The following is a 19,848-nucleotide window of genomic DNA, read 5'->3' as shown; positions in this document are numbered from 1 at the left end:
AAGCGGCTCCCTTAGGAACCGCTTTTTGCTATGTCTTGCTCGAGTTTAATGTCCTTTTCATCACTGGTTCAGCTACAGCTTCTACTGCGGGCTCTACCGCAGATTCTACTTTAGGTACAACCACTGGTTCTACTGAAGGTTCTACCGCAGGCTCTACCGCAGGTTCTACTGTAGGTTCAACCACAGCCCCAACTACAGGTTGTTTTATTGCAGCGTTTTTAACTTTTTCAGCTTCGAGTTGTGGCTTACGGTCTTTATCTTTAGGTTCCCGGCTCTTTTGTAAAATAAAATAAGCGCAACCAAAATTACAATATTCGTTAATATAATCGACCATGCTGGAAATGGCTGTATCTTTGTTCGCCTTGGGATGGTTATCCCTGTAAAACCCTTTTAGACGAAGCTGACTATAGCCCCAGTCTCCAATGATATAATCGTATCGCTCAAGCACTTCGCTGTATCTTTCACGAAAGGCTTCAGGGTTCCAGGCATCTCTGTAGTCTTTCAGGACTTCATAATTTTTACCGCCGATCAAAATCAATTGAGTTTCCCCTGCCTTTCTTCCAGTTACTGCTTCCATTAGGACTTCGCCACAGCTTCTGCAGATTTAACCTGTTCATGTGCATGGTACGAACTACGCACAAGCGGTCCAGATTCCACGTGATTAAAGCCACGCTTCATTCCTTCTTCTTTCAGAACTACAAATTCATCTGGATGATAGTACTTCAGTACGTTTAGATGCTTAGGAGAAGGCTGCAGGTACTGACCTAATGTCAATATTCCGCAATCTACGGCCCGTAAATCATCCATCGCTTGTAAAATCTCATCCCACTCCTCACCTACTCCAAGCATGATGCTTGATTTCGTAGGAATAGATGGTGCCATTTGCTTCGCTTTTTGCAACAATTCCAAGGAACGACTATATTTCGCTTTCGCACGAACACGGTTAGACATACGTTCAACGGTTTCAATATTATGATTTAGAATATCTGGTTTAGCATCCATCACGACTTGAAGAGCATCCCAGTTCCCCATGAAGTCAGGAATAAGTACTTCAACACTACATAATGGCATCCGCGTACGAACCGCTTTGATTGTTTCTGCAAAAATAGAAGCTCCGCCATCAGCCAAATCATCACGAGCCACACTTGTAATTACGCAATGACGTAGACCCATATTCTCAGCAGCTTCAGCTACACGTTCAGGTTCTTGTAAATCCAGTTCGGTTGGCTTTCCAGTATTGACTGCGCAAAAACGACATGCGCGTGTACAAATGTCACCCAAAATCATAAATGTTGCCGTACGGTTAGCCCAGCATTCATATATGTTAGGACAACGCGCCTCTTCACATACGGTGTGAAGGGTCTTGGAGCGCATCATGCTCTTAATTTCTTGATAGTTATCACCGGTTGTCAGTTTAATTCGTATCCAGTCCGGTTTAGGTTCCTTGATCGTATTCGTAGTCATGTTCTGACCTTCTTTCGAGTCATGGTTAACTGCTGCATGTTCCATATTATATCATGAAGTCCGCCAAAATACTTCCATTTCATCCATGGATAAAAAGGGGCCTCGAGATCCAATCTAATAATAATCTAAGGTTATGCCCTTTTGTTCTTATCGGGAGGTCCATATATGAGTCGTTATTATTTTCACAACAAATCCTTTAAGCTCGCTGTCCTCACTTCAATCGTATGGACTACGGTGGCTTCCAGTTGTGCAGTCCTTCCAGCAAAGGTGAATGCCAGTCCCACCTTGTCACAGCAAGACACGAAAAAGGTAGAAAAAATGAGTCTCGAGCAAATGCTGTCAGAACGAAAGCAGCTTTACGACAGAATGAGCGCAGTCACTAGCATTCCTTGGTACAGGCTTGCAGCCATTGACCAGTATGAACGAACCATGACGAAGGCCCATCCCAAAGACCGCCATCATCCAGAACGCGTCACAGGCATTTACATGAATGAACCCATATGGACTGGAAGATTTAATCCTGATCCGCGCGATCATGAGCCTAAATCCATTTCATTCTTTAGTGGGTACGGACGGGACGGCTCAGGCGATGGACAAGCAGACCCAGATAATGATATGGATGTGCTATACAGTATGGCAGCCTATTTGCTTCGTTATGGACAATCTGATGATGATTTCAAAATCGCCCTTTGGGAATATTACCACAACAGCCGCGCTGTTCAGCGGATACAACAATTCTCGAAGCTTTACAGTCAATTCAATTCGCTAAATCTTTACAAGCACGCCTTTCCGCTACCAGTAAACAGTGTCTACTCTTACCGTAGCACATGGGGGAGCGGACGTAACTGGGGCGGCTTCCGGATCCATGAAGGAACCGATTTATTTGCACATCACGGGCTACCTGTACGCAGCACCTGTTATGGGGTAGTGGAACTTAAAGGCTGGAACAAATACGGAGGCTGGCGCATTGGCATCCGTGATTTGGAGAACCATTATCACTATTACGCTCACTTATCGGGTTTTGATAAGACGATAGCTGAAGGCGACATTGTCACTCCAGGACAAACTTTAGGCTGGGTTGGCAGCTCTGGATATGGTAAGCCAGGGACACAAGGGAAATTCCCACCTCATTTACATTACGGTATTTACAGGGATAGTGGTCTTGTGGAATGGTCATTTGATCCCTACCCACTGCTTCACCGATGGGAAATGGAGGAGCGTAAGGCACTTAAGAAGAACACAAAGGGAACCTCATGACGAATGTCAGAGGCTCTCTTTTTTTATTTTGTATCATCCTCAATAGGATCCTCGGCTCCATCGTTAATATTACTTTGTGTTCCACTTTGATTAGAAATTCCGATACTGGGAAGTCCCTGAGTTGGATCATTAGTATTCGGATTAGCCGTACCAGGCGACGGATTAACGGGTAGAGCGATAGATGGCGCATTTGAGCCATTGTTTCCCACGGGATTACCTTTTCCATCGTAATAGTACATCGGGACATTGCCCACCACCATAAGATAAGATATCGGAATCTCCGTATCAATAATATCTGGCTCCATGTCTAGCGGAACGACAACGGCAACCTCGACAGTAACATGAATATATACCTCGACAAGCACCATATTAATGCCTGCATCCTTTTCCCGGGTATTCAAGTCTACTTTAACTGCTCCTTGAGGTTCTACCTTGATGGGAACATTCGGACCGAATGAAGCCATAAGCGGACTCCCCAGTGCCTGACCCACTGGAATGCTCTCTGACAATCGATGTTTGTTTTGCAAAGCCGCCTGCACGACCTTAAATGTGTTTGACGTAATTTTCATATGTTCCGCATAGTTCAGCATAAACCCGGATACTTTGCCGGTATTGTCCATTTTCCAATCAATTAATTGATCGACATTACTTCCCTGAGCCACTTGAGCAGTGACAGCCTCATTTATCGCATCTGTGGCGATCTGCTTCATACGAATTTTAGCTAGATGCATGATAGGAGGCTTCAGTCTATGCTCTACATAAGCAGACATTTGTAGCAGAACGATGATAAATACGAGAGCCATGATCAGCCAAAATCGTCGTCTACTTCGGGGTTTACTCGTTCCCCTGCTATGCCACTTAGCCCTTCTTCCCATGCCTGAATCCCCTCCTTTTAGCAGCAGTGGTCTCCATACAAGCATATGATGGGTTATTGCAAAAAAGAAGAGCGAGCCCTAGGCAGTCTACACCACCTGAGAAGGTACAATCTGTACTACAATTCGGTATAATGGAAATAAATAACTTTAAAAAATATTCGGCTTTTAATGCTGCCCCGTATCTTTTTGAGGGTCATCAAACGTTTTATATATAGAGGCCTCTGAGGAGTGTGATGAACATGTTAATTCCAAGTACAACCAAAACCGGATCTTCGCGCGAAGATATCGTAAATATGTACCCTGAGCTAAAAAAATATTGTCTTCGCATTACACGTAATTGTTGGGATGCCGAGGATCTGGCGCATGATACCATCGCCAAATCGATTTCGTTTTGTCAAAAGAAATGGCCAGAGAACCGCGAAGTTAGTTTTTCATTCCTGGCAACCATTGCGCGCAATCAATGGATAGATCATATTCGGAAGCAATCTAGACAGTCTGCAGAAATGATACTTGAGCCACAAGTTCATGACCAGCCTAATCATCGGCTGCTTGAAGGCATTGACTCTCTCATTGAGAAATTGACTCCGAAGCAATTAATCGTCTTTGTGATGAAGGAAATTTTTGAATTCCCGCTTGCAGATATTTCGCAAATGCTTGAAATGAACGAAACCACCGTTAAATCATTACTGCATCGGGCACGCCGCAATATAAACGGAGATTCTGCAGTTCCGTCTGTCGAACAGTATTGGAGTGATGTGGAGCTTAGTTCCTTTCGCAATATACTGCTACATGCCATACGGCTAGAGAAGCCTGAGTCATTGCAAGAACTTGCTCAAGCCTTAACGCTGACGCAGCATTTCGTAGAACAACACAAATTGAAACTCCAATCCGTTCATGTGACATCGGTATCTTCGATATCTTCGTTGTCTTCCTATTTATGTGCGGCGTAGCCTCATGCCTAATCTGTAGGAGGCTATATATGAACACAATTCCTTACGTTGTCGAGCAAACTCGCCTTGGAGAACGTACCTATGATATTTATTCACGACTGCTGAAAGATCGTATTATCTTCCTAAGCTCAGAAGTTAATGATCAAGTAGCTAGTAGCATTATTGCACAATTGCTTTTTCTAACGGCAGATGATCCTGAGAAAGATATCTCACTCTATATCAATAGCCCTGGTGGCTCCGTTTCCGCAGGCTACGCTATTCTGGACACCATGGATATTATCAAACCAGATGTCAGTACCATATGTATGGGAATAGCAGCATCCATGGGTGCATTCCTCTTCATTGGCGGTCAAAAAGGTAAGCGTTATGCACTTCCTAACAGTGAGTTTATGCTTCATCAGCCGCTAGGGGGTGCTCAAGGTCCTGCAAGCGATATCGATATCTCGGCACGTCGTATCTTGAAGCTTCGGGATAAAATTAACAAGACGATTGCCGAAAAATCGGGCCAGCCACTGGAAAAGATCCAGCTAGATACCGATCGCGACTTTTACCTTTCAGCACAAGAAGCTGTAGTATACGGGATCGTAGATAAGATTATTACACAACCTGTGTAGTGATCGATTACAATGAATAGCACACAAAGAAACGGTAGCGCGGACGTAAAAATAAGTCCTAGACTACCGCTTCTTTGTTTGTTGATTGATAAGAGTTTATTTAAGGAGATTTATAAGAACTCAGGAGTAAGTTTTATTTTACTTAGAAATATTATAGAGATGCTAGAGCAGAAAGCCACTGTCTATCAGCCTCCATAATTTTGTAAATAGCAATCCATGATAGGCAGGGTTTAAAGGGAAAAATTATATATACTTCTCGCGAATTTTGTCTTCTTTAAGTTTCTTCCCCTTTCATAAAACCCCTTTTTCAATTGGGCATTTATGTGAAGTTGAACCGCACTCAAATAATATTGACACTGTGTCATAATTATATTATAGTGTACACATCACGAGTTGCATTTTACCTAGAAGAGGTGACATTATTGAAAGCGATTACAAAAGATTTTTCCCTGGATTACGCCAAACAACTAGATGCATCGGATGCATTAGCGCCCTTACGAAATGAGTTTTATGTTAACGATGATCTGATCTATTTAGATGGGAATTCACTAGGCTTAATTTCCAAACGATCTGAACGAACAATGTTTGAATTGCTCGAATCTTGGAAGACACATAACATTGATGGCTGGACTCAAGGGGAGCGCCCATGGTTCTTTTTACCTGAAAGCCTCTCCAAACAGATGGCTGCGCTAGTTGGTGCAGAAGCGGAAGAAGTGATTATTACAGGCTCCACTTCAAGTAATATTCATCAGCTAGTCTCAACGTTCTATCAGCCTCAAGGCAAACGCACCAAAATCATGGCGACTGAACTTGATTTCCCTACAGATATATATGCCCTGCAAAGCCAGCTTCGTCTAAAAGGTTTCGATCCTGATCAGCATCTCATCCGAGTAACCAGCCGAGATGGTCGTATGATCGAAGAAGATGATATTATTGCGGCCATGTCTGAGGAAGTCGCATTAATCTTGCTTCCAACCGTGCTGTATCGCAGCGGCCAATTACTGGATATGCAAAGACTGACAGCCGAAGCCCATGCACGCGGCATTCTGATTGGATTCGATGGCTGCCATTCTGTCGGCTCCATTCCCCACTATTTAAGCGATTGGGATGTCGACTTTGCACTATGGTGCAATTATAAGTACTTAAATGGTGGACCTGGCGGTGTAGCTTCACTGTATGTGAATAAGAAGCATTTTGGCCGAATTCCTGGGCTCACGGGCTGGTACAGCTCCAACAAAAATAAACAGTTTGATATGGAGCACAGCTTAACTGTTGAACAGACTGCAGGCGCTTACCAAATTGGTACCCCGCATATTTTCAGTATCGCACCATTAATCGGATCATTAGAAATTTTTGAGATGACCACAATCGAAGACATACGCCGGAAATCACTTCATATCTCTCGATACATGATTGATTTAATTAACGAGGAGCTTCAAGGTCTAGGATATACGATCGCGAACCCTATGGATGATGCTCGCCGCGGTGGTCATATCAGCCTAGAGCATGATGAAGCTGTTCGTATTTGTAAGGCACTCAAGCAAAATCATGTTATTCCAGACTATCGTTCACCAAACGTGGTACGGTTAGCACCCGTGGCTCTCTACACGACGTATGAAGATGTTTGGAAGACGGTACAAATACTTAAAAGCATTATTGTAGAGAAACAATACGAAGCGTTTGATACTAAACGTGGTGTCGTAGCTTAAGTTAGGTTAGTGCTTCTATCTATAAGACAGAACAGAGCACTCTTTTAATGTACACAAAAAAAGGAACTGCCTCTCTCAAGAAGCAGCTCCTTTCTAATTTTAAGATAAATACAAGCCCGGGATTGTTACAAAGAACTCATCTACCAAATCAGAACATCTTTGTTCTGACATCGTGCAACATTTAGAACCTTTTCTTATATCGTATTCGAAATAAGCTTTTTTAAATACATTATCAATACGAACTATTTTATCAACGTTCACCGAGTTGCTTCGATCTACAATTCTAAAAGTGTATCCACTATTATTAAGAGTAGTAGACCAGTATTTTAATGAACCAGGTAGATAAAAAATACTTTCTAACGTATGAAATGCAACACATTGCTTCTTTTTCATTGCTTCCAGGAATAAGATGTCATTCACTCGTAGCTTTACTATTCCTGATTCACCATCAATATCCTTCGTTACGGATAATTGCACTGGAATCAGCCCCAATCCATTTATTTCAAGAGTTCTTCTGGAGTCTCGCCGCTGTAGACAAATACAGGACTCGCTGCATTCACAAAGAACACTGCTACTAAAGTAAACGCTGAGGCGATAAAATGAAACGTGCTTTGTTTAGCTTTATTAATTAGTGTCAACAGAACTCACCTCCTTCCTGTGGATCAAGCTTAGAGCCTGCACAAAGAAGGTAACCGCTAGTACTGGCGACTGAATTAACACATTACACATAACAATTAATATGCAGATCATACGTAGCTGAACATATTTTTCTTTAGGTATCCTTGATTGCTTCTCGATGTTACTAGGGGCAAATAATGATACCAGTATAAGACTCAGCAAGTTCAACATTTGAACGTAAAGGATTGATAAATCAACAATCGATATTGCTGTAAGAAGAACAGTCGTAACTACAACACACCATTCACCCGCTTTTAGATGAACTCCTCCAGATAATAATCGAAGTAATCCAAACCCGACTAATGATATGGCTGCACCCTTTGTATACCCAGTAATAAAAGAGAGTGATAAAGTAAGGCCGACAATAAACAAGACATTCAAGGAAATTGCTGCTCCATGTTTCAGTACAGCTACTGAGGATTTATGATTTGGTACTTGTCTTTTAACCCCCTCTGCAATCTTAAGCGCTACATTATCCATTATCATTGATATCGAGCTCCTCGGTTCTAATTGAGTAATAAAGCAAAATAACAAACGTAATACCGAAGAAGATGAGCAATAACCACATCTGATTAAAGTAGAATAATATCGCCATAAGGAATAGAACTATAATGATGAGTGAGATTAATAAAACATGTTCGGATTTAAACCGTAATTTATCAAAGTCGAATGCAAATCCCAGGCCTAGTTTATACAGTATCCAAGAACCCAGTATTCCTGTTGTTGCCGTAATTGTTTGGAGTATATACCCATCAGCAATAGATGACTGAGCTGATTCAATAGATCCGAATAGAGTATATACGTAGAAAACTTGAATTAATGCGTAAAGTGTATAGCCTAGAATAGTACATAACGCTGACCACATAAGTGGTAATTTAACGATAGCAGAATAAAAGAATATAAAAATGATGACCGTGATTAAAGGTGCGAGATAAGACATATCAATTTCATTACGCATAACAAAGCTTTGTAAATTAATAAGTAGCATGACACATAGTGCCTGCCATATGTACTCTGATGCTTTGTATCTAAATAGTGACATTATAAGTGAGTAAATTGCTAATGTTTCAAGCGTCGAGAAAAACATAAAACCTAAAGACTCTATCAACTTATACCTCCTAATCCTCAACCAGAAATAGTAACTACTTTTGTTTTTTTCGCCACTCATCAACTTTGTTCTGGTATATTTGAATAGTTGGTAGAAACCAACACGGTCTGTTCCCAGCAAAGAAATCGGGTTCAGGAAAAAATTTCGTCTTACGGGAATGATGCAAGTTCTTAGGGTCAACTTCTAGATATTCAGCCAATTCCTTGCTTCCTAAAACACTTGGGTGCTTCATGCCGCTTATAATATCTCGCGCTTCTGTAAGTTCATTTATGAGTTCTTGCATAGCCTTACCAATCTCTCCGCCTACCTCATCAGCCATTTTTCGGTACTGATCTAAGGTCAAGAATCTTCACCCTCACACTTATTTATAATTTGGAACAAACTGGATTCGGACTAAATATACGGTAAATACGTATATAATACAAGTGATTACCGTATATTTTTATTTATTTTTGGCAGGACACAGTACTTCTGGAATTAACAAGAGCCTCGGATTTCTCCGGGGCTCTTTGTGCTTTTTATTGTCTTCTCTGACCTTGAGTGTGAATAGCTCTGATTAACTTATCATTTCTCTTGTCAGCCTTGTAAGAATTAACTACTAACATCGCATGTATTACGCCTGGAATGTAAAAACAAAAAGTCAGGATAATACTAATAATAAATTGGCCAGGTTTGCCACAGCTAAGAATAGCAAGCGGCGGAATGAAACAAAGTAAATATCGCATTATATATTCCTCATCTCTAGGAAATTTTATTAATACAATATTACTATATATCAGCTATCATTACCTTTATTTTCTATAAAAACATATTTATGTATACACTTAAATAATGTCCTCAAGTTGATACATATCCCAAATATTAAAAATATAATTTAATTTACAATATACTAATATATGTATTTTTTTTGTATGTTTACATATTTTTTTGTTTACTATTGTTAACGGTAAAAAAATTTAATACCTATACTTAATATTTATATTTAATATTATAGTATTTAATATAAAGGTGAAAAGCCCTTTTATATCAAGATTTTTTATAACAGAATAAATAATTCAAAGTAATATTTACCTAAAATAACATAATATAACCTTGTAAATGTTTACAATTAAGTAATAAGTATGTTAACTTTTACTAAGTGAACACTCCACATTAAATAATCTAGATTAGTGATGAATAGGTCTAATAAGCTGACCAGCTGAATATTTTAGTAGGATTCGGACTACTGTCTGGTTTCCATTTCTTTAGTAGGACCTAAGCATGTATGTTCGTTACTATTACGCCGATGGAAAGCAATACTTTGAATTCTTAATTTGAGGTGAAAACAACTATGAAAAATAGAAACGTAACAGGTTTAATAGTGGCATTAATTTATTGTTTTGGCCTTTATGCGATATTAATGGATGCACCTGAAGGTGAAGCTCCAAATCATCCGCTATGGGTATACACATTGATTCCACTAGGAGCTACTGTAATTAGCTTTCTCTTTGAAAGAGTAATTAAGTTTGATTTCTTCAAAAAAAAGAAATAAAAGATAGCTTAAACAGCTTACTCGGAGGATTATCATGATCATACGTCATTAATTGATACTGTTAAGACAATTCAGGTTTGCCAATTTATATTTCAATTTTCTTACAATAAAGAAGAGAAGTACGTTTATATACTCAAGTTACATAGTAAATATAGTTAGATATACATTCCATTAAAATAACGCGATTACACGATTTACTCTAGCTTCCAATAACAAAAAGCCCCTTACCATATCGCATTACTCTGCATGCGTTATGGTAAGGGGCACTTGCATTCGCTCTTCGTTATACACAACTCAGTGTTACACTGCCAAGATGAGCGAACTGAGCTTGGATCGTATCCCCAGGCTCGAAGGCAATCGCCTCTGTGATGGCTCCACTGAGCACAACATCGCCTTTACGCAGTCCTAAACCACGCTCACCGAGCTTATTGACTGCCCAAGCCACGGAGACGGCTGGATCACCTAAGACTGCTGCACCTGCGCCAGTTGTGACAACCTGACTATTCTTGGTCATGACCACGCCGAGTTCAGGTAAATCCACATCGCAGACAGGGACCATTTTGCTACCTATCAGAAATTTAGCTGAGGAGCAGTTATCTGCTACAACATCCGGTAATGTAAATTTGAAATCCAGATAACGGCTATCAATCACTTCAATAGCAGCCGCAACATACTGCGTAGCCCGAATAACATCCTCACCCGTAATATTGGTCCCTTGTAGATCCTCTCCTATAAAGAAAGCAATCTCTGGCTCCGCCTTCGGATGAATAAGATCCTTGCTATTCACAGGCTCCCATTCCAGTGCTAGCATATCACTAGTTAATTCACCGTAGATGGCTTCATATACGCCCATCATTTCCTGCTTCGCCTTGCTTGTCAGGCCGAGTTTGTAACCAATCGAACGAGTTCCCCCTTCAATCTTGCGCTGAATGAGTAGCTGCTGAACATCATATGCTTTTTCCATCGTAAGCTCTGGATAATTCTCAGTTACCTTCAATACCTCTCTACGTTCTTGCTCCGCATCTAGTAAATATTGAACGATATCCTGCTGCATCTCCTGTGTTAATGCCATCGTTTATAGCACCTCGCTTTTGCTTTTATGTGCAAGTTCCGCTGCGACATCTAGAATCATATCTTCTTGTCCACCAATAATTCCTCTACGTCCAAGTTCAACGAGAATATCACGTGAGTCGATGCCAAACCGCTTGCCCGCACGCTCCGCATGCAATAGGAAACTGGAGTACACGCCTGCATACCCCATCACTAGACTCCCTGTTAAAATCTCCTGCGGGCGGTGTAGCATCGGTCCAATAATATGCTCTGCTAGATCCATCATTCGGTAGAGATCAATGCCTGTATTGATGCCCATCTTTTGCAGGACAGCTACTAATACCTCTGTCTGGGTATTTCCTGCTCCTGCTCCAAGGCAACGGACACTACCATCAATGCGAGTCGCACCTTCTTCAATCGCTACAAGCGTATTCGCTACGGCAAGCGAGAGATTATTGTGCGCGTGGAAACCAATCTCGATGGATAAAGAGCCGCGTAGGGCCTCGATTCGCTCCTTCACCTGATGCGGAAGTAATGCGCCAGCGGAATCGGTTACGTACACAGCCTCTGCGCCATAACTCTCCATGAGTTTAGCCTGCTCTACCAGCTTGGCAACGGGAGCGGAATGCGACATCATCAGAAATCCAATCGCTTCCATGCCCAGCTCTCTCGCCATATGCAAATGCTGCGCCGATACATCCGCTTCCGTCACATGGGTTGCTACTCTCACAAGACTTGCTCCTAGTGAATGTGCCTGCTTCAGTTCATGCACAGTACCGATTCCTGGTAGCAGTAGAACGGCGATACGGGACTGCTTGCTCTCCTCAACAGCGGCTTCGATCAGCTTCATCTCATCGATCAGGGAACGACCATATTGCAGAGTCGATCCTCCAAGTCCATCGCCGTGGCTGACTTCGATATTATGAACACCTGCTTCATCAAGCGCACGTACAGCGCTACGAATTTGCGATTCAGTAAATTGATGGGCTACCGCATGGCTCCCATCGCGTAAAGATACTTCTGTGATTTGAAGTGGCTTATCACTTTTGCGGATCATGAATGATGCACCCCTTTTCTTGCAATATCTTCACCGACACGGACAGCCGCTGCGGTCATGATGTCGAGATTACCAGCGTAAGGCTCGAAATAATCGCCTGCACCTTCCACTTCTAGAAATGTAGTCACTCGGTTTCCATCGAATATAGGCTCCTGTTTGAGTCGATATCCTGGGACATAATCCTGTACTCGTTTAACCATCGCATGGATCGCTGCGCTAATCCGCGCTTCATCCATATGTTCTACTTCACAATAGACGGTATCACGCATCATAAATGGAGGATCTGCTGGATTCATGATAATTAATGCTTTACCGCGTGCTGCACCGCCAACTTCTTCAATGCCTCGACGAGTCGTTATCGTAAATTCATCAATGTTAGCTCGGGTTCCAGGCCCTGCACTTTTACTCGAAATGGTCGCTACAATTTCAGCGTAACTGACATTTGCAACTTCGTTAACGGCATGAACAATTGGAATCGTCGCTTGTCCTCCGCATGTAATCATGTTCACATTTCGTGCATCCATATGCTGGCCCATATTCACAACAGGAGATAAGAAAGGTCCAATCGCAGCGGGTGTTAAATCAATGACCATTTTCCCCATTCTTTGGAGCACTTCATTATGCTTCACATGTGCTTTGGCTGACGTTGCATCAAACACGATATCCGCTAAATTCGGATTCTCTTCTAGCCCTTGAATGCCATTGGAAAAAGTTGCGTATCCGCGCTGCCTAGCGCGTTCAAGTCCTTCTGAATTCGGGTCAATTCCAACCATAGCTGTAAGCTCAAGCCATTCACTGCGTTCTAGCTTATACATCAAATCTGTCCCAATGTTACCGGACCCGATAATAGCTGCCTTCATCTTCCCCATTGTGGATCCTCCTCCTATTCAAAAGCGACAGATACGTTACCCAGCTGCCCGAATCGTGCCTCAATATGGTCACCTGCATAGACATTCACTGCTCCAGATAGAGCACCGGGTAGAATAATCTCTCCTGCTTTGAGCGAAATATTAAAGTCGCTTAATTTGTTCGCAAGCCATGCAATCGCATGAGCGGGATGTCCGAGCGCCGCCGCCCCTGAACCTGTGGCGATCAGCTCACCATTCTTAAGAAGGACCATGCCGAGCGCGCGTAAATCGAGATGATCAATTGGCGTTTTTTGCTGTCCAACAACCACTCGAGCAGACGAGCCATTATCCGCTACGGTATCGATCAGTTTGATTTTCCAGTCCGCAATGCGGCTATCAATAATCTCTAAAGTTGGAACTACGTATTTAGTAGCAAGCAGCACATCAAGAAACGTAACATCAGGTCCTCTAAGGTCACGGTCCAAAACAAATCCTATTTCGGCTTCAATTCGCGGGGAGATCATATCTTTCACGCTTACAACTTGCTGGTCTGCAACTTCCATATCATCAAGCAAATGTCCGTAATCCGGTTCATTGACATTCAGCATCGTTTGCATTGCCTTGCTTGTAAGTCCGACCTTTTTTCCAATAATATGCCGACCTGCTGCAAGTCTTTGTTCGACGACCTGCAGTTGGATGTGATATGCATCGGTAACCGTCAGATCTGGATAACGCTCCGTAAACGGTGCAATCGCAATCTGCGATGATTCCGCATTCATTAATTCACTTGCTAGCTTATTTCGGATTGAATCCATGATGAGCTACCTCTTTTCTCCTGAAAGTAAATGAGATGGTGACGGGAGCGTCACCACCATCTTTTATAACTTCATCGTGATCGATTTAGCTTCGGTATAGAAATCAAAGCTGTGGCGGCCGCCCTCACGACCGATTCCACTGGCTTTAGATCCGCCAAATGGTGTCCGTAAATCACGGAAATACCAGCAATTAATCCAGAACAATCCAGAATTGACCTGCGCAGCCACACGGTGCGCTCTACGTAGGTCGTTCGTCCATACGACGCCAGCGAGTCCATAGATCGAATCATTCGCAATGCGAATCGCTTCTTCTTCTGTTTTGAAAGGAATTACCACGAGTACAGGACCAAAAATCTCTTCCTGCGCGACTCGCATTTGGTTATCAACATCATAGAGAACAGTTGGCTTATAGAAGTTACCTTCCCCAAGCCCCTTCACTCGCTCACCACCACAGCCAAGCTTCGCACCTTCAGCCAGACCAATATCCACATAGCTGTGAACGGATTCGAGATGCGATTGAGATACGAGTGAGCCCATATCCGTCTCTTCATGAAGCGGAAGACCTACTTTAATCTGGTTTACAGCCGTAATCAATTTCCCCAAAAATTCTTCGTATACGCTTTCATGAATCAACATCCTTGAACCTGCCAAACAGATTTGCCCTTGATTGCGATAGATCGCATCTAATGAACCTTTAAGTGCTTCGTCCAGATCTGCATCTTCAAAAATAATGTTGGCCGATTTACCACCTAGCTCAAGTGACACCGGAATGAGTGATTCGGAGGCATTTCGCATCACGGTCTTACCCGTACCAGATTCACCTACGAACGATATTCGGCGGACATTCGGGTGGGATGCCATTACTGTACCTACAGTGCTTCCGGGACCCGCGATAATATTAAGTACGCCTGGTGGCAATCCCGCATCATTCGCGATTTCTCCAAGAATAAAAGCACTAAGTGGAGTATACGATGCAGGCTTCACCACAACCGTGTTCCCCGCTGCCAATGCGGCTGACACTTTCCATGTCATCTGCATAAATGGTAGATTCCATGGGATGATGATGCTCGTCACACCTGCTGGAGCATATTTTGTATAGGACATCATACCTTGCTTCTCATAACTCTCTGCATGATGGTAGAGTGCCATCTCAGCAAAGAAGCGCATGTTTGACGCTGCCCTAGGAATATCAAACCCGCGGCTTTCTTTAATCGGCTTACCAACATCAAGCGTTTCGAGTACAGCGATTTCATCAAGACGAAGCATGATTAAATCGGACATACGACAGAGAATCTCGGCCCGCTTCTCGACGGTCATGTTGCTCCATACGCCGCTATCAAATGTACGCTGTGCTACCTCGATCGCCCTTATCGTATCCGCTTCGTTTGCCATCGCAACGGATGCTAGCTTCTTATTCGTAGCTGGATTAATCGTGTCAAAAGTCGCTTGTGATACCGAATCTACGAATTCACCACCGATAAACAGCTTTGCGTCTTTTACATCTATAGGGCTCGTTATCATCTCTGGATTCACTTGCAGCCCTCCTAGTCCTCAAATTCGAGAATCATTTCAATTTCTATTGCTGTATTGTTCGGCAGTTGAGCCATCCCCACCGCAGACCGTCCGTGTTTGCCTTTGTCTCCAAATACGGCAACTAACAGATCTGAAGCACCATTCATCACTTTAGGTTGCTGTGTAAAATCTTCTGTACTATTTACAAAGCCTAGTATTTTGACGACGCGTTTCACTTTACTAAGCTCGCCTAGCTCCGCCTTCACAACCTTCAGCAGATTGATCATGGACTGTCTGGAAGCTTGATAACCTTCTTCAACGCTCAAATCCCGGCCTAATTTGCCATGATATTCATCTACGCCCTGACCCGCGGTGAACAATAGATTTCCCGTTCTAACGCACGTCACATAGTTTCCTACTAAAGGTCGAACGGGACCTAGCTCAATACCTAGATTGATCATTCGTTCCTCCGGCGTACTTAACGCTTCGGATCTATTCATTGCTTGATTATCCATGGTGCTCACCTTCTTATTCAGGTTTCCATTCCTTAACTTCCTCAGAAGCAACATGTCCACAGGATTTGCAAGTGCGTACCTCAGGATCTGAATTGAAGCTATGAATGGCTCCCTTAACCTGAGTTTCAATATCCGTCAGCTGAACTGTTACACGGTGCATTTCTTTATTACAGTTTTCACAGAACCATACGAAATCTTCTAACTCTCCGAGGTCACGTTTACGCTCAATTACGATTCCGAAGGTGTCTGCAACGCGGTGCGGTGAATGCGGTACCATACCTGGTAGCATGAACACTTCGCCTTCTTTTACCTCCACGACCTTACGCTGTCCTTCTTCTGTAATACATTCTACATAGCATGAACCTTTAACCTGATAAAAGAATTCATCCGAAGGATCCACATGAAAATCTCTACGACGGTTAGGTCCACCAAGAACCATTGCGATAAACTCTGAATCTTCCCAAATGACTTTGTTGTTAACAGGCGGCTTCAAAAATTCCTGATTATCCTCAATCCACTTCAATAAATTAAAAGCTTCTAATGATTTTGCTAATGCCATATAAAACCCTCACTCTCAATTTAAATTTATCTTTGAAAATACTGGATGTTACACACACTATAAGATAATGTCGACACAGTGTCAATATTAATATTGACCTAATGTCATATTTATTTTTGAAACCTCTAAACCCTTGTCCTGACTGCATTTTCGTGAAATTTAGATGTTGAAAAAGATGACCCCTGATCTATTCAGGAGTCATCCTTATGCAGCGCAAAAGGAATCGTTAAATCGTGCTCATCATGATCGTCTTTTGCTCTTGATTCCAAGTCGACTTCGTTCCAGTTGCACTCTCAATAAATTGCAAAGGAATGTAGACATGTCCGCCCATATTCACGGGTTCAACCTTCATTTCCTTTTTGTCACCATTAACAAAGGCCTCTTTATTTCCCACATGAAGCTGGATCGTAGATCCTTCTTTTCTTGCTGTAACCATCTTCATCGAAGGGTCCCATTCGAAGGTGTATCCCAGACTCTCAAAAACACTACGAATTGGAACTAACGTAGCCCCACCCTTAGTAAACGGTTGTGATTCTAATGTGACTTTGGCTTTACTATTCACTTGAAGACTTGCTTTCGGCATTGTCATGACAGGGTCGCCCAGTAAGGAAGTCGACAGAACATACATACCGTGACCTGAGAATACCCAGACTAGATTACGATCCCACTCGACAAATGTGCCATGCACGGGATCGGATTGGTCGCTCATGTACTTTGTTCCATCTTCGCCTGTCACTTCACCAGACATCTTCGGTACAAAGTAGCCAGCAATGGTTGGCTTGCTCGTATCTTTCAAATCAAAGATTTGTACGCCAGCATTATAGAATGAATAAGGCATATATTGTTGGCTAGGTGTGCCTGGCTGAATAGCTGCGTAGCCAGAGCGTTTCGGTCCGAAACTACCACGGCGCTGACAGAAGTCCGTAAATGGAGCATCTTTAGGCGGTGTTGGACGCGGCATCATATTAGCGATTTTCGGGTTCAACGGATCACGAACGTCAATCGCATAGATTTCTTTGTATGGCTCATGACAGTCATCACTTAGTGGGTATCCACTGAAGTACACCATGCCTGTCGTTTCAATTTTGGAAACATCGATGTTATCGCCTTCCGTGCCGGTAAATGCCATAGGCATATCTAAATGGGACACGGTCTTCATATTCGCTGGATCGGTAATATCTACAATGTAGAAGCCTAAGCCTCCCATGGCTGCATAACCATACTTCCCGCCCTGCTCAACAGTTTTAGGAATAAAGAGCGGCATTCTTGAGCCCATCCAGCTCGTTTTGTTACCTGCACGCGGATTCTTGTTATAGTCTGCTTCTTCACCTTTACGTTGACCTGGCACGGACCAAGTCGATAGCTTCACTGGTTTGGTTGGATCGGAAATATCATAAGCAAGCTGTGCACCTGAATATAGGTAAGTCTTATACTCGGTGTTGCTGTACGTATCATCTGGTGCTCCAGCAACGAATAAATATTTATCACCTGAGTACACTGGAATGTCTTGGCAGCCTGAACCTTGTTGAACCGTTCCCTTGGTATATACGCTACCATCTAGAGGCGTCTCGGAAAGTACCTTCCAATCCGTCCAGTTTGGTCCATTTACCTCATATATACGGAATCCGCGCAGCATTTGAAAATCCTTGATGGCCTTTACTTCAGCCGGATTCTCATATTTGTTGGTGATTTTACCGTAGCGCGGCACTTCATAGCACTGAACGGCAATGTTTTTATCTAACGTCTTGTTATATTTCACGTTAAACGGTCCGAATTGATGCTCTACCTTGCTATCGAACCATTTGGTCTTGATCAGCTTGGCATTCTTGGGATCTGTAATATCAAACAAGTTATATTGATTCGTCTCATAGTCATAGAGATAACGGCGTCCGTCTAAGTCGAAGGAAGTCTGCCAGCTGTGGCCGTATCCTGCAACATTCGGGTAGAACGCTTCAACCTTCATGTTCTTGATATATTGATTCTGATCCAGATAAGGTAAGCTTCCGTTAAAAGGTTGGGGACCTTCATTATCTGGGGTTTGCTTCGGATGGGTAAAGATTCCCGTCTTCAAGTCATAGCCCCATGTACCAGCCGCTGGTTCTGCTGGCTCGCCTGGTAGAAGCTTCTTATTCTCATCCTTCTCATACGGTAGTGCCGCATCTGGCGCATTTACATTAGCTCCTGTACGCGGTGCAACAAAAGTACCTGAATTTGAAGTTACTGGTGCGGTTTCGGCTGCTGCCATTACAGGAATCGCTGGCATGAGCATGGTACTAACCGCAACAGACAAAGTAACTGCATGACTTAAAAAGCGTTGCATTAACCTTTTTCTCATGAATATATTCCTCCTGAGTCTATCAATTCTTCACGGAAACGCTTACAAAACCTAAAGCCTGAATTCTGTGATGGACTAAGATGTCAAAAGTCTCAGGTTACTAGAGAACGTCAATATAACCCCCTCTTCATTGAATACATCTTGTAGATTGACAGTCATACTCCACAATCTTCAAATATGACACGGTGTCGAGATATAGCCGTAAAAAGGCACACGTGCATACTCCCATTGGTGTTTTACTTCTTTAATGCACTAAACACCTTTACCTGCGAGTATGCACATGTTAGCAGAAGCTGCTAGCATTAGCTGATGGTTAAACGCTTCTCTAGCTTACGTGCAAAGAAAGACAATGTGAAATTTACAATGAAATAAAGGATAGCCACCATAAGGATAATGGGGATGACAAACTTCACATTATAATTGTAAATAATTTGTGCACTGCGCATCATTTCAGGCAACGTAATAACAATGGCAAGTGATGATCCCTTCAAGATGGAGGTGCATTCACTCATAATAGGTGGAATCATTCGTTTTAATGCTTGTGGAAGAACGATATACCTCACTGTACTCACGTAAGATAATCCCGAGGCTCTTGCTGCTTCAATTTGTCCCTTGGGTATCGAATTCAAACCACTGCGGACCACTTCGCATAACATTGCAGATGCATACAAGGTGAGTCCTGCTACTGAAGCTGTAAATACACTCGTCTTCAGACCCACTTCTGGCAAAGCGAAGAAGATAAAGAAAAAGACGAGTAAAAGCGGTATATTGCGGATTAAACCTACATATAGAGCAACAACCTGAGAGAGTAACGGGACTCTGGCAAATCGGATAATTCCCATTAACGTACCTATAATAAATGCCAGGATGATTGAATAGGCAGATACTTCAATGGTGACCAGAAAACCTTTAAGAAGATAAAACAGGTTGTTAGCCGAGTAAGCTCCTATGAAATCCATGATCGCTTCTCC

At 42.7% G+C, this 19,848-nt stretch carries 23 protein-coding genes; 5 read left to right on the top strand and 18 right to left on the bottom strand.

Annotated elements, in window-relative coordinates; translation table 11 throughout:
• Window positions 1-28 precede the first annotated feature (28 nt).
• Together JCM16418_RS25760 and lipA are read right to left on the bottom strand one after the other, a co-directional pair.
• Window positions 29-577 (bottom strand): YutD family protein, encoded by a 549-nt coding sequence (locus JCM16418_RS25760; protein ID WP_373280703.1) that lies wholly within the window; start codon window positions 575-577, stop codon window positions 29-31.
• A complete protein-coding gene (gene lipA / locus JCM16418_RS09255) occupies window positions 577-1,509 on the bottom strand; it encodes a lipoyl synthase (RefSeq protein WP_373280702.1) in 933 nt (310 codons plus the stop codon). Before lipA ends, JCM16418_RS25760 begins: the two co-directional genes overlap by 1 nt.
• 120 nt (window positions 1,510-1,629) lie before the next feature.
• On the opposite strand from lipA, the gene JCM16418_RS09250 reads away from it, so the two are divergent.
• On the top strand, window positions 1,630-2,721 hold the full coding sequence (locus tag JCM16418_RS09250; RefSeq protein ID WP_036647999.1) for a M23 family metallopeptidase: 1,092 nt from the start codon (window positions 1,630-1,632) through the stop codon (window positions 2,719-2,721).
• Between the two features lie 23 nt (window positions 2,722-2,744).
• Here JCM16418_RS09250 and yunB read toward each other — a convergent pair whose 3' ends face one another.
• Entirely contained in the window at window positions 2,745-3,596 is an 852-nt protein-coding gene (yunB, locus tag JCM16418_RS09245; protein ID WP_052020166.1) for a sporulation protein YunB, read from the bottom strand.
• Between the two features lie 239 nt (window positions 3,597-3,835).
• Here yunB and JCM16418_RS09240 point away from each other — a divergent pair, with 239 nt between their 5' ends.
• The 3 genes from JCM16418_RS09240 (at window position 3,836) to kynU (ending at window position 6,869) form a co-directional block, all read left to right on the top strand.
• On the top strand, window positions 3,836-4,546 hold the full coding sequence (locus JCM16418_RS09240; protein ID WP_036647996.1) for an RNA polymerase sigma factor: 711 nt from the start codon (window positions 3,836-3,838) through the stop codon (window positions 4,544-4,546).
• A gap of 29 nt (window positions 4,547-4,575) precedes the next feature.
• Window positions 4,576-5,160, top strand: coding sequence for an ATP-dependent Clp endopeptidase proteolytic subunit ClpP (clpP, locus tag JCM16418_RS09235; protein WP_036647993.1), 585 nt, complete (start codon window positions 4,576-4,578; stop codon window positions 5,158-5,160).
• Window positions 5,161-5,582: 422 nt separating this feature from the next.
• Window positions 5,583-6,869 carry a kynureninase gene (gene kynU / locus JCM16418_RS09230; RefSeq protein ID WP_172679221.1) on the top strand — a complete coding sequence of 429 codons (1,287 nt, stop codon included), beginning with the start codon at window positions 5,583-5,585 and terminating at the stop codon, window positions 6,867-6,869.
• A 99-nt stretch (window positions 6,870-6,968) separates the two neighbouring features.
• On the opposite strand, the gene JCM16418_RS09225 is transcribed toward kynU, so the two are convergent.
• The 6 genes from JCM16418_RS09225 to JCM16418_RS09205 form a co-directional block, all read right to left on the bottom strand.
• Window positions 6,969-7,361, bottom strand: a complete 393-nt coding sequence (locus tag JCM16418_RS09225; protein ID WP_148298774.1) for a LytTR family transcriptional regulator DNA-binding domain-containing protein — start codon at window positions 7,359-7,361, stop codon at window positions 6,969-6,971.
• 5 nt (window positions 7,362-7,366) lie between these two features.
• Complete coding sequence (locus JCM16418_RS24245) at window positions 7,367-7,507, bottom strand: cyclic lactone autoinducer peptide (RefSeq protein WP_081765381.1); 141 nt, start codon at window positions 7,505-7,507, stop codon at window positions 7,367-7,369.
• Window positions 7,494-8,033, bottom strand: a complete 540-nt coding sequence (locus JCM16418_RS09220) for an accessory gene regulator ArgB-like protein (protein ID WP_052020165.1) — start codon at window positions 8,031-8,033, stop codon at window positions 7,494-7,496. Before JCM16418_RS09220 ends, JCM16418_RS24245 begins: the two co-directional genes overlap by 14 nt.
• Complete coding sequence (locus JCM16418_RS09215; protein ID WP_242403765.1) at window positions 8,020-8,655, bottom strand: hypothetical protein; 636 nt, start codon at window positions 8,653-8,655, stop codon at window positions 8,020-8,022. The genes JCM16418_RS09220 and JCM16418_RS09215 overlap by 14 nt, the downstream gene beginning before the upstream one ends.
• A 34-nt stretch (window positions 8,656-8,689) precedes the next feature.
• Window positions 8,690-8,998, bottom strand: a complete 309-nt coding sequence (locus tag JCM16418_RS09210) for a hypothetical protein (RefSeq protein WP_036647987.1) — start codon at window positions 8,996-8,998, stop codon at window positions 8,690-8,692.
• A gap of 175 nt (window positions 8,999-9,173) precedes the next feature.
• On the bottom strand, window positions 9,174-9,380 hold the full coding sequence (locus JCM16418_RS09205) for a YqaE/Pmp3 family membrane protein (RefSeq protein WP_036647983.1): 207 nt from the start codon (window positions 9,378-9,380) through the stop codon (window positions 9,174-9,176).
• Window positions 9,381-9,985: 605 nt separating this feature from the next.
• On the opposite strand from JCM16418_RS09205, the gene JCM16418_RS09200 reads away from it, so the two are divergent.
• Window positions 9,986-10,186 carry a hypothetical protein gene (locus JCM16418_RS09200; protein ID WP_036647981.1) on the top strand — a complete coding sequence of 67 codons (201 nt, stop codon included), beginning with the start codon at window positions 9,986-9,988 and terminating at the stop codon, window positions 10,184-10,186.
• Between the two features lie 283 nt (window positions 10,187-10,469).
• On the opposite strand, the gene JCM16418_RS09195 is transcribed toward JCM16418_RS09200, so the two are convergent.
• The 9 genes from JCM16418_RS09195 to JCM16418_RS09155 all read right to left on the bottom strand — a co-directional run bounded on the left by JCM16418_RS09195 (window position 10,470) and on the right by JCM16418_RS09155 (window position 19,836).
• On the bottom strand, window positions 10,470-11,258 hold the full coding sequence (locus JCM16418_RS09195) for a 2-keto-4-pentenoate hydratase (RefSeq protein WP_036647979.1): 789 nt from the start codon (window positions 11,256-11,258) through the stop codon (window positions 10,470-10,472).
• Between the two features lie 3 nt (window positions 11,259-11,261).
• On the bottom strand, window positions 11,262-12,293 hold the full coding sequence (gene dmpG / locus JCM16418_RS09190; RefSeq protein WP_036647977.1) for a 4-hydroxy-2-oxovalerate aldolase: 1,032 nt from the start codon (window positions 12,291-12,293) through the stop codon (window positions 11,262-11,264).
• The gene (locus JCM16418_RS09185; RefSeq protein ID WP_036647975.1) at window positions 12,290-13,162 is read right to left on the bottom strand and encodes an acetaldehyde dehydrogenase (acetylating); all 873 of its coding nucleotides are present in this window, start codon (window positions 13,160-13,162) and stop codon (window positions 12,290-12,292) included. The genes dmpG and JCM16418_RS09185 overlap by 4 nt, the downstream gene beginning before the upstream one ends.
• 14 nt (window positions 13,163-13,176) lie before the next feature.
• Window positions 13,177-13,956 (bottom strand): 2-keto-4-pentenoate hydratase, encoded by a 780-nt coding sequence (locus JCM16418_RS09180; protein ID WP_036647972.1) that lies wholly within the window; start codon window positions 13,954-13,956, stop codon window positions 13,177-13,179.
• A 63-nt stretch (window positions 13,957-14,019) separates the two neighbouring features.
• Complete coding sequence (locus tag JCM16418_RS09175; RefSeq protein ID WP_148298779.1) at window positions 14,020-15,477, bottom strand: aldehyde dehydrogenase; 1,458 nt, start codon at window positions 15,475-15,477, stop codon at window positions 14,020-14,022.
• A gap of 23 nt (window positions 15,478-15,500) precedes the next feature.
• Window positions 15,501-15,929, bottom strand: coding sequence for a RidA family protein (locus JCM16418_RS09170; protein WP_373280705.1), 429 nt, complete (start codon window positions 15,927-15,929; stop codon window positions 15,501-15,503).
• Window positions 15,930-15,996: 67 nt separating this feature from the next.
• Entirely contained in the window at window positions 15,997-16,542 is a 546-nt protein-coding gene (nbaC, locus tag JCM16418_RS09165) for a 3-hydroxyanthranilate 3,4-dioxygenase (RefSeq protein WP_036647966.1), read from the bottom strand.
• 226 nt (window positions 16,543-16,768) lie between these two features.
• Window positions 16,769-18,877, bottom strand: coding sequence for a copper amine oxidase N-terminal domain-containing protein (locus JCM16418_RS09160; RefSeq protein WP_052020164.1), 2,109 nt, complete (start codon window positions 18,875-18,877; stop codon window positions 16,769-16,771).
• Between the two features lie 302 nt (window positions 18,878-19,179).
• Window positions 19,180-19,836: an amino acid ABC transporter permease gene (locus tag JCM16418_RS09155; protein ID WP_036647963.1), complete on the bottom strand. Its 657-nt coding sequence runs from the start codon at window positions 19,834-19,836 to the stop codon at window positions 19,180-19,182.
• Window positions 19,837-19,848 lie beyond the last annotated feature (12 nt).

The sequence above is a fragment of the Paenibacillus pini JCM 16418 genome (assembly GCF_000576305.1).
In the GTDB taxonomy this organism is placed as follows: domain Bacteria; phylum Bacillota; class Bacilli; order Paenibacillales; family Paenibacillaceae; genus Paenibacillus_AQ; species Paenibacillus_AQ pini.
The sequence above is the reverse complement of the archived record's forward strand: the minus strand, read 5'-3'. Positions and strand labels throughout refer to the sequence as shown.

What these genes read in the sequence shown, in the direction of transcription:
- nbaC (WP_036647966.1), bottom strand. Translation starts at nt 16,542, where the DNA reads ATGGCATTAGCAAAATCATTAGAAGCTTTTAATTTATTGAAGTGGATT.
- JCM16418_RS09250 (WP_036647999.1), top strand. Translation starts at nt 1,630, where the DNA reads ATGAGTCGTTATTATTTTCACAACAAATCCTTTAAGCTCGCTGTCCTC.
- yunB (WP_052020166.1), bottom strand. Translation starts at nt 3,596, where the DNA reads ATGGGAAGAAGGGCTAAGTGGCATAGCAGGGGAACGAGTAAACCCCGA.
- JCM16418_RS09200 (WP_036647981.1), top strand. Translation starts at nt 9,986, where the DNA reads ATGAAAAATAGAAACGTAACAGGTTTAATAGTGGCATTAATTTATTGT.
- clpP (WP_036647993.1), top strand. Translation starts at nt 4,576, where the DNA reads ATGAACACAATTCCTTACGTTGTCGAGCAAACTCGCCTTGGAGAACGT.
- JCM16418_RS25760 (WP_373280703.1), bottom strand. Translation starts at nt 577, where the DNA reads ATGGAAGCAGTAACTGGAAGAAAGGCAGGGGAAACTCAATTGATTTTG.
- dmpG (WP_036647977.1), bottom strand. Translation starts at nt 12,293, where the DNA reads ATGATCCGCAAAAGTGATAAGCCACTTCAAATCACAGAAGTATCTTTA.
- JCM16418_RS09160 (WP_052020164.1), bottom strand. Translation starts at nt 18,877, where the DNA reads ATGAGAAAAAGGTTAATGCAACGCTTTTTAAGTCATGCAGTTACTTTG.
- JCM16418_RS09175 (WP_148298779.1), bottom strand. Translation starts at nt 15,477, where the DNA reads ATGATAACGAGCCCTATAGATGTAAAAGACGCAAAGCTGTTTATCGGT.
- JCM16418_RS09180 (WP_036647972.1), bottom strand. Translation starts at nt 13,956, where the DNA reads ATGGATTCAATCCGAAATAAGCTAGCAAGTGAATTAATGAATGCGGAA.
- lipA (WP_373280702.1), bottom strand. Translation starts at nt 1,509, where the DNA reads ATGGAACATGCAGCAGTTAACCATGACTCGAAAGAAGGTCAGAACATG.
- JCM16418_RS09195 (WP_036647979.1), bottom strand. Translation starts at nt 11,258, where the DNA reads ATGGCATTAACACAGGAGATGCAGCAGGATATCGTTCAATATTTACTA.
- JCM16418_RS09170 (WP_373280705.1), bottom strand. Translation starts at nt 15,929, where the DNA reads ATGATCAATCTAGGTATTGAGCTAGGTCCCGTTCGACCTTTAGTAGGA.
- JCM16418_RS09205 (WP_036647983.1), bottom strand. Translation starts at nt 9,380, where the DNA reads ATGCGATATTTACTTTGTTTCATTCCGCCGCTTGCTATTCTTAGCTGT.
- JCM16418_RS09155 (WP_036647963.1), bottom strand. Translation starts at nt 19,836, where the DNA reads ATGGATTTCATAGGAGCTTACTCGGCTAACAACCTGTTTTATCTTCTT.
- JCM16418_RS09240 (WP_036647996.1), top strand. Translation starts at nt 3,836, where the DNA reads ATGTTAATTCCAAGTACAACCAAAACCGGATCTTCGCGCGAAGATATC.
- JCM16418_RS09220 (WP_052020165.1), bottom strand. Translation starts at nt 8,033, where the DNA reads ATGATAATGGATAATGTAGCGCTTAAGATTGCAGAGGGGGTTAAAAGA.
- JCM16418_RS09185 (WP_036647975.1), bottom strand. Translation starts at nt 13,162, where the DNA reads ATGGGGAAGATGAAGGCAGCTATTATCGGGTCCGGTAACATTGGGACA.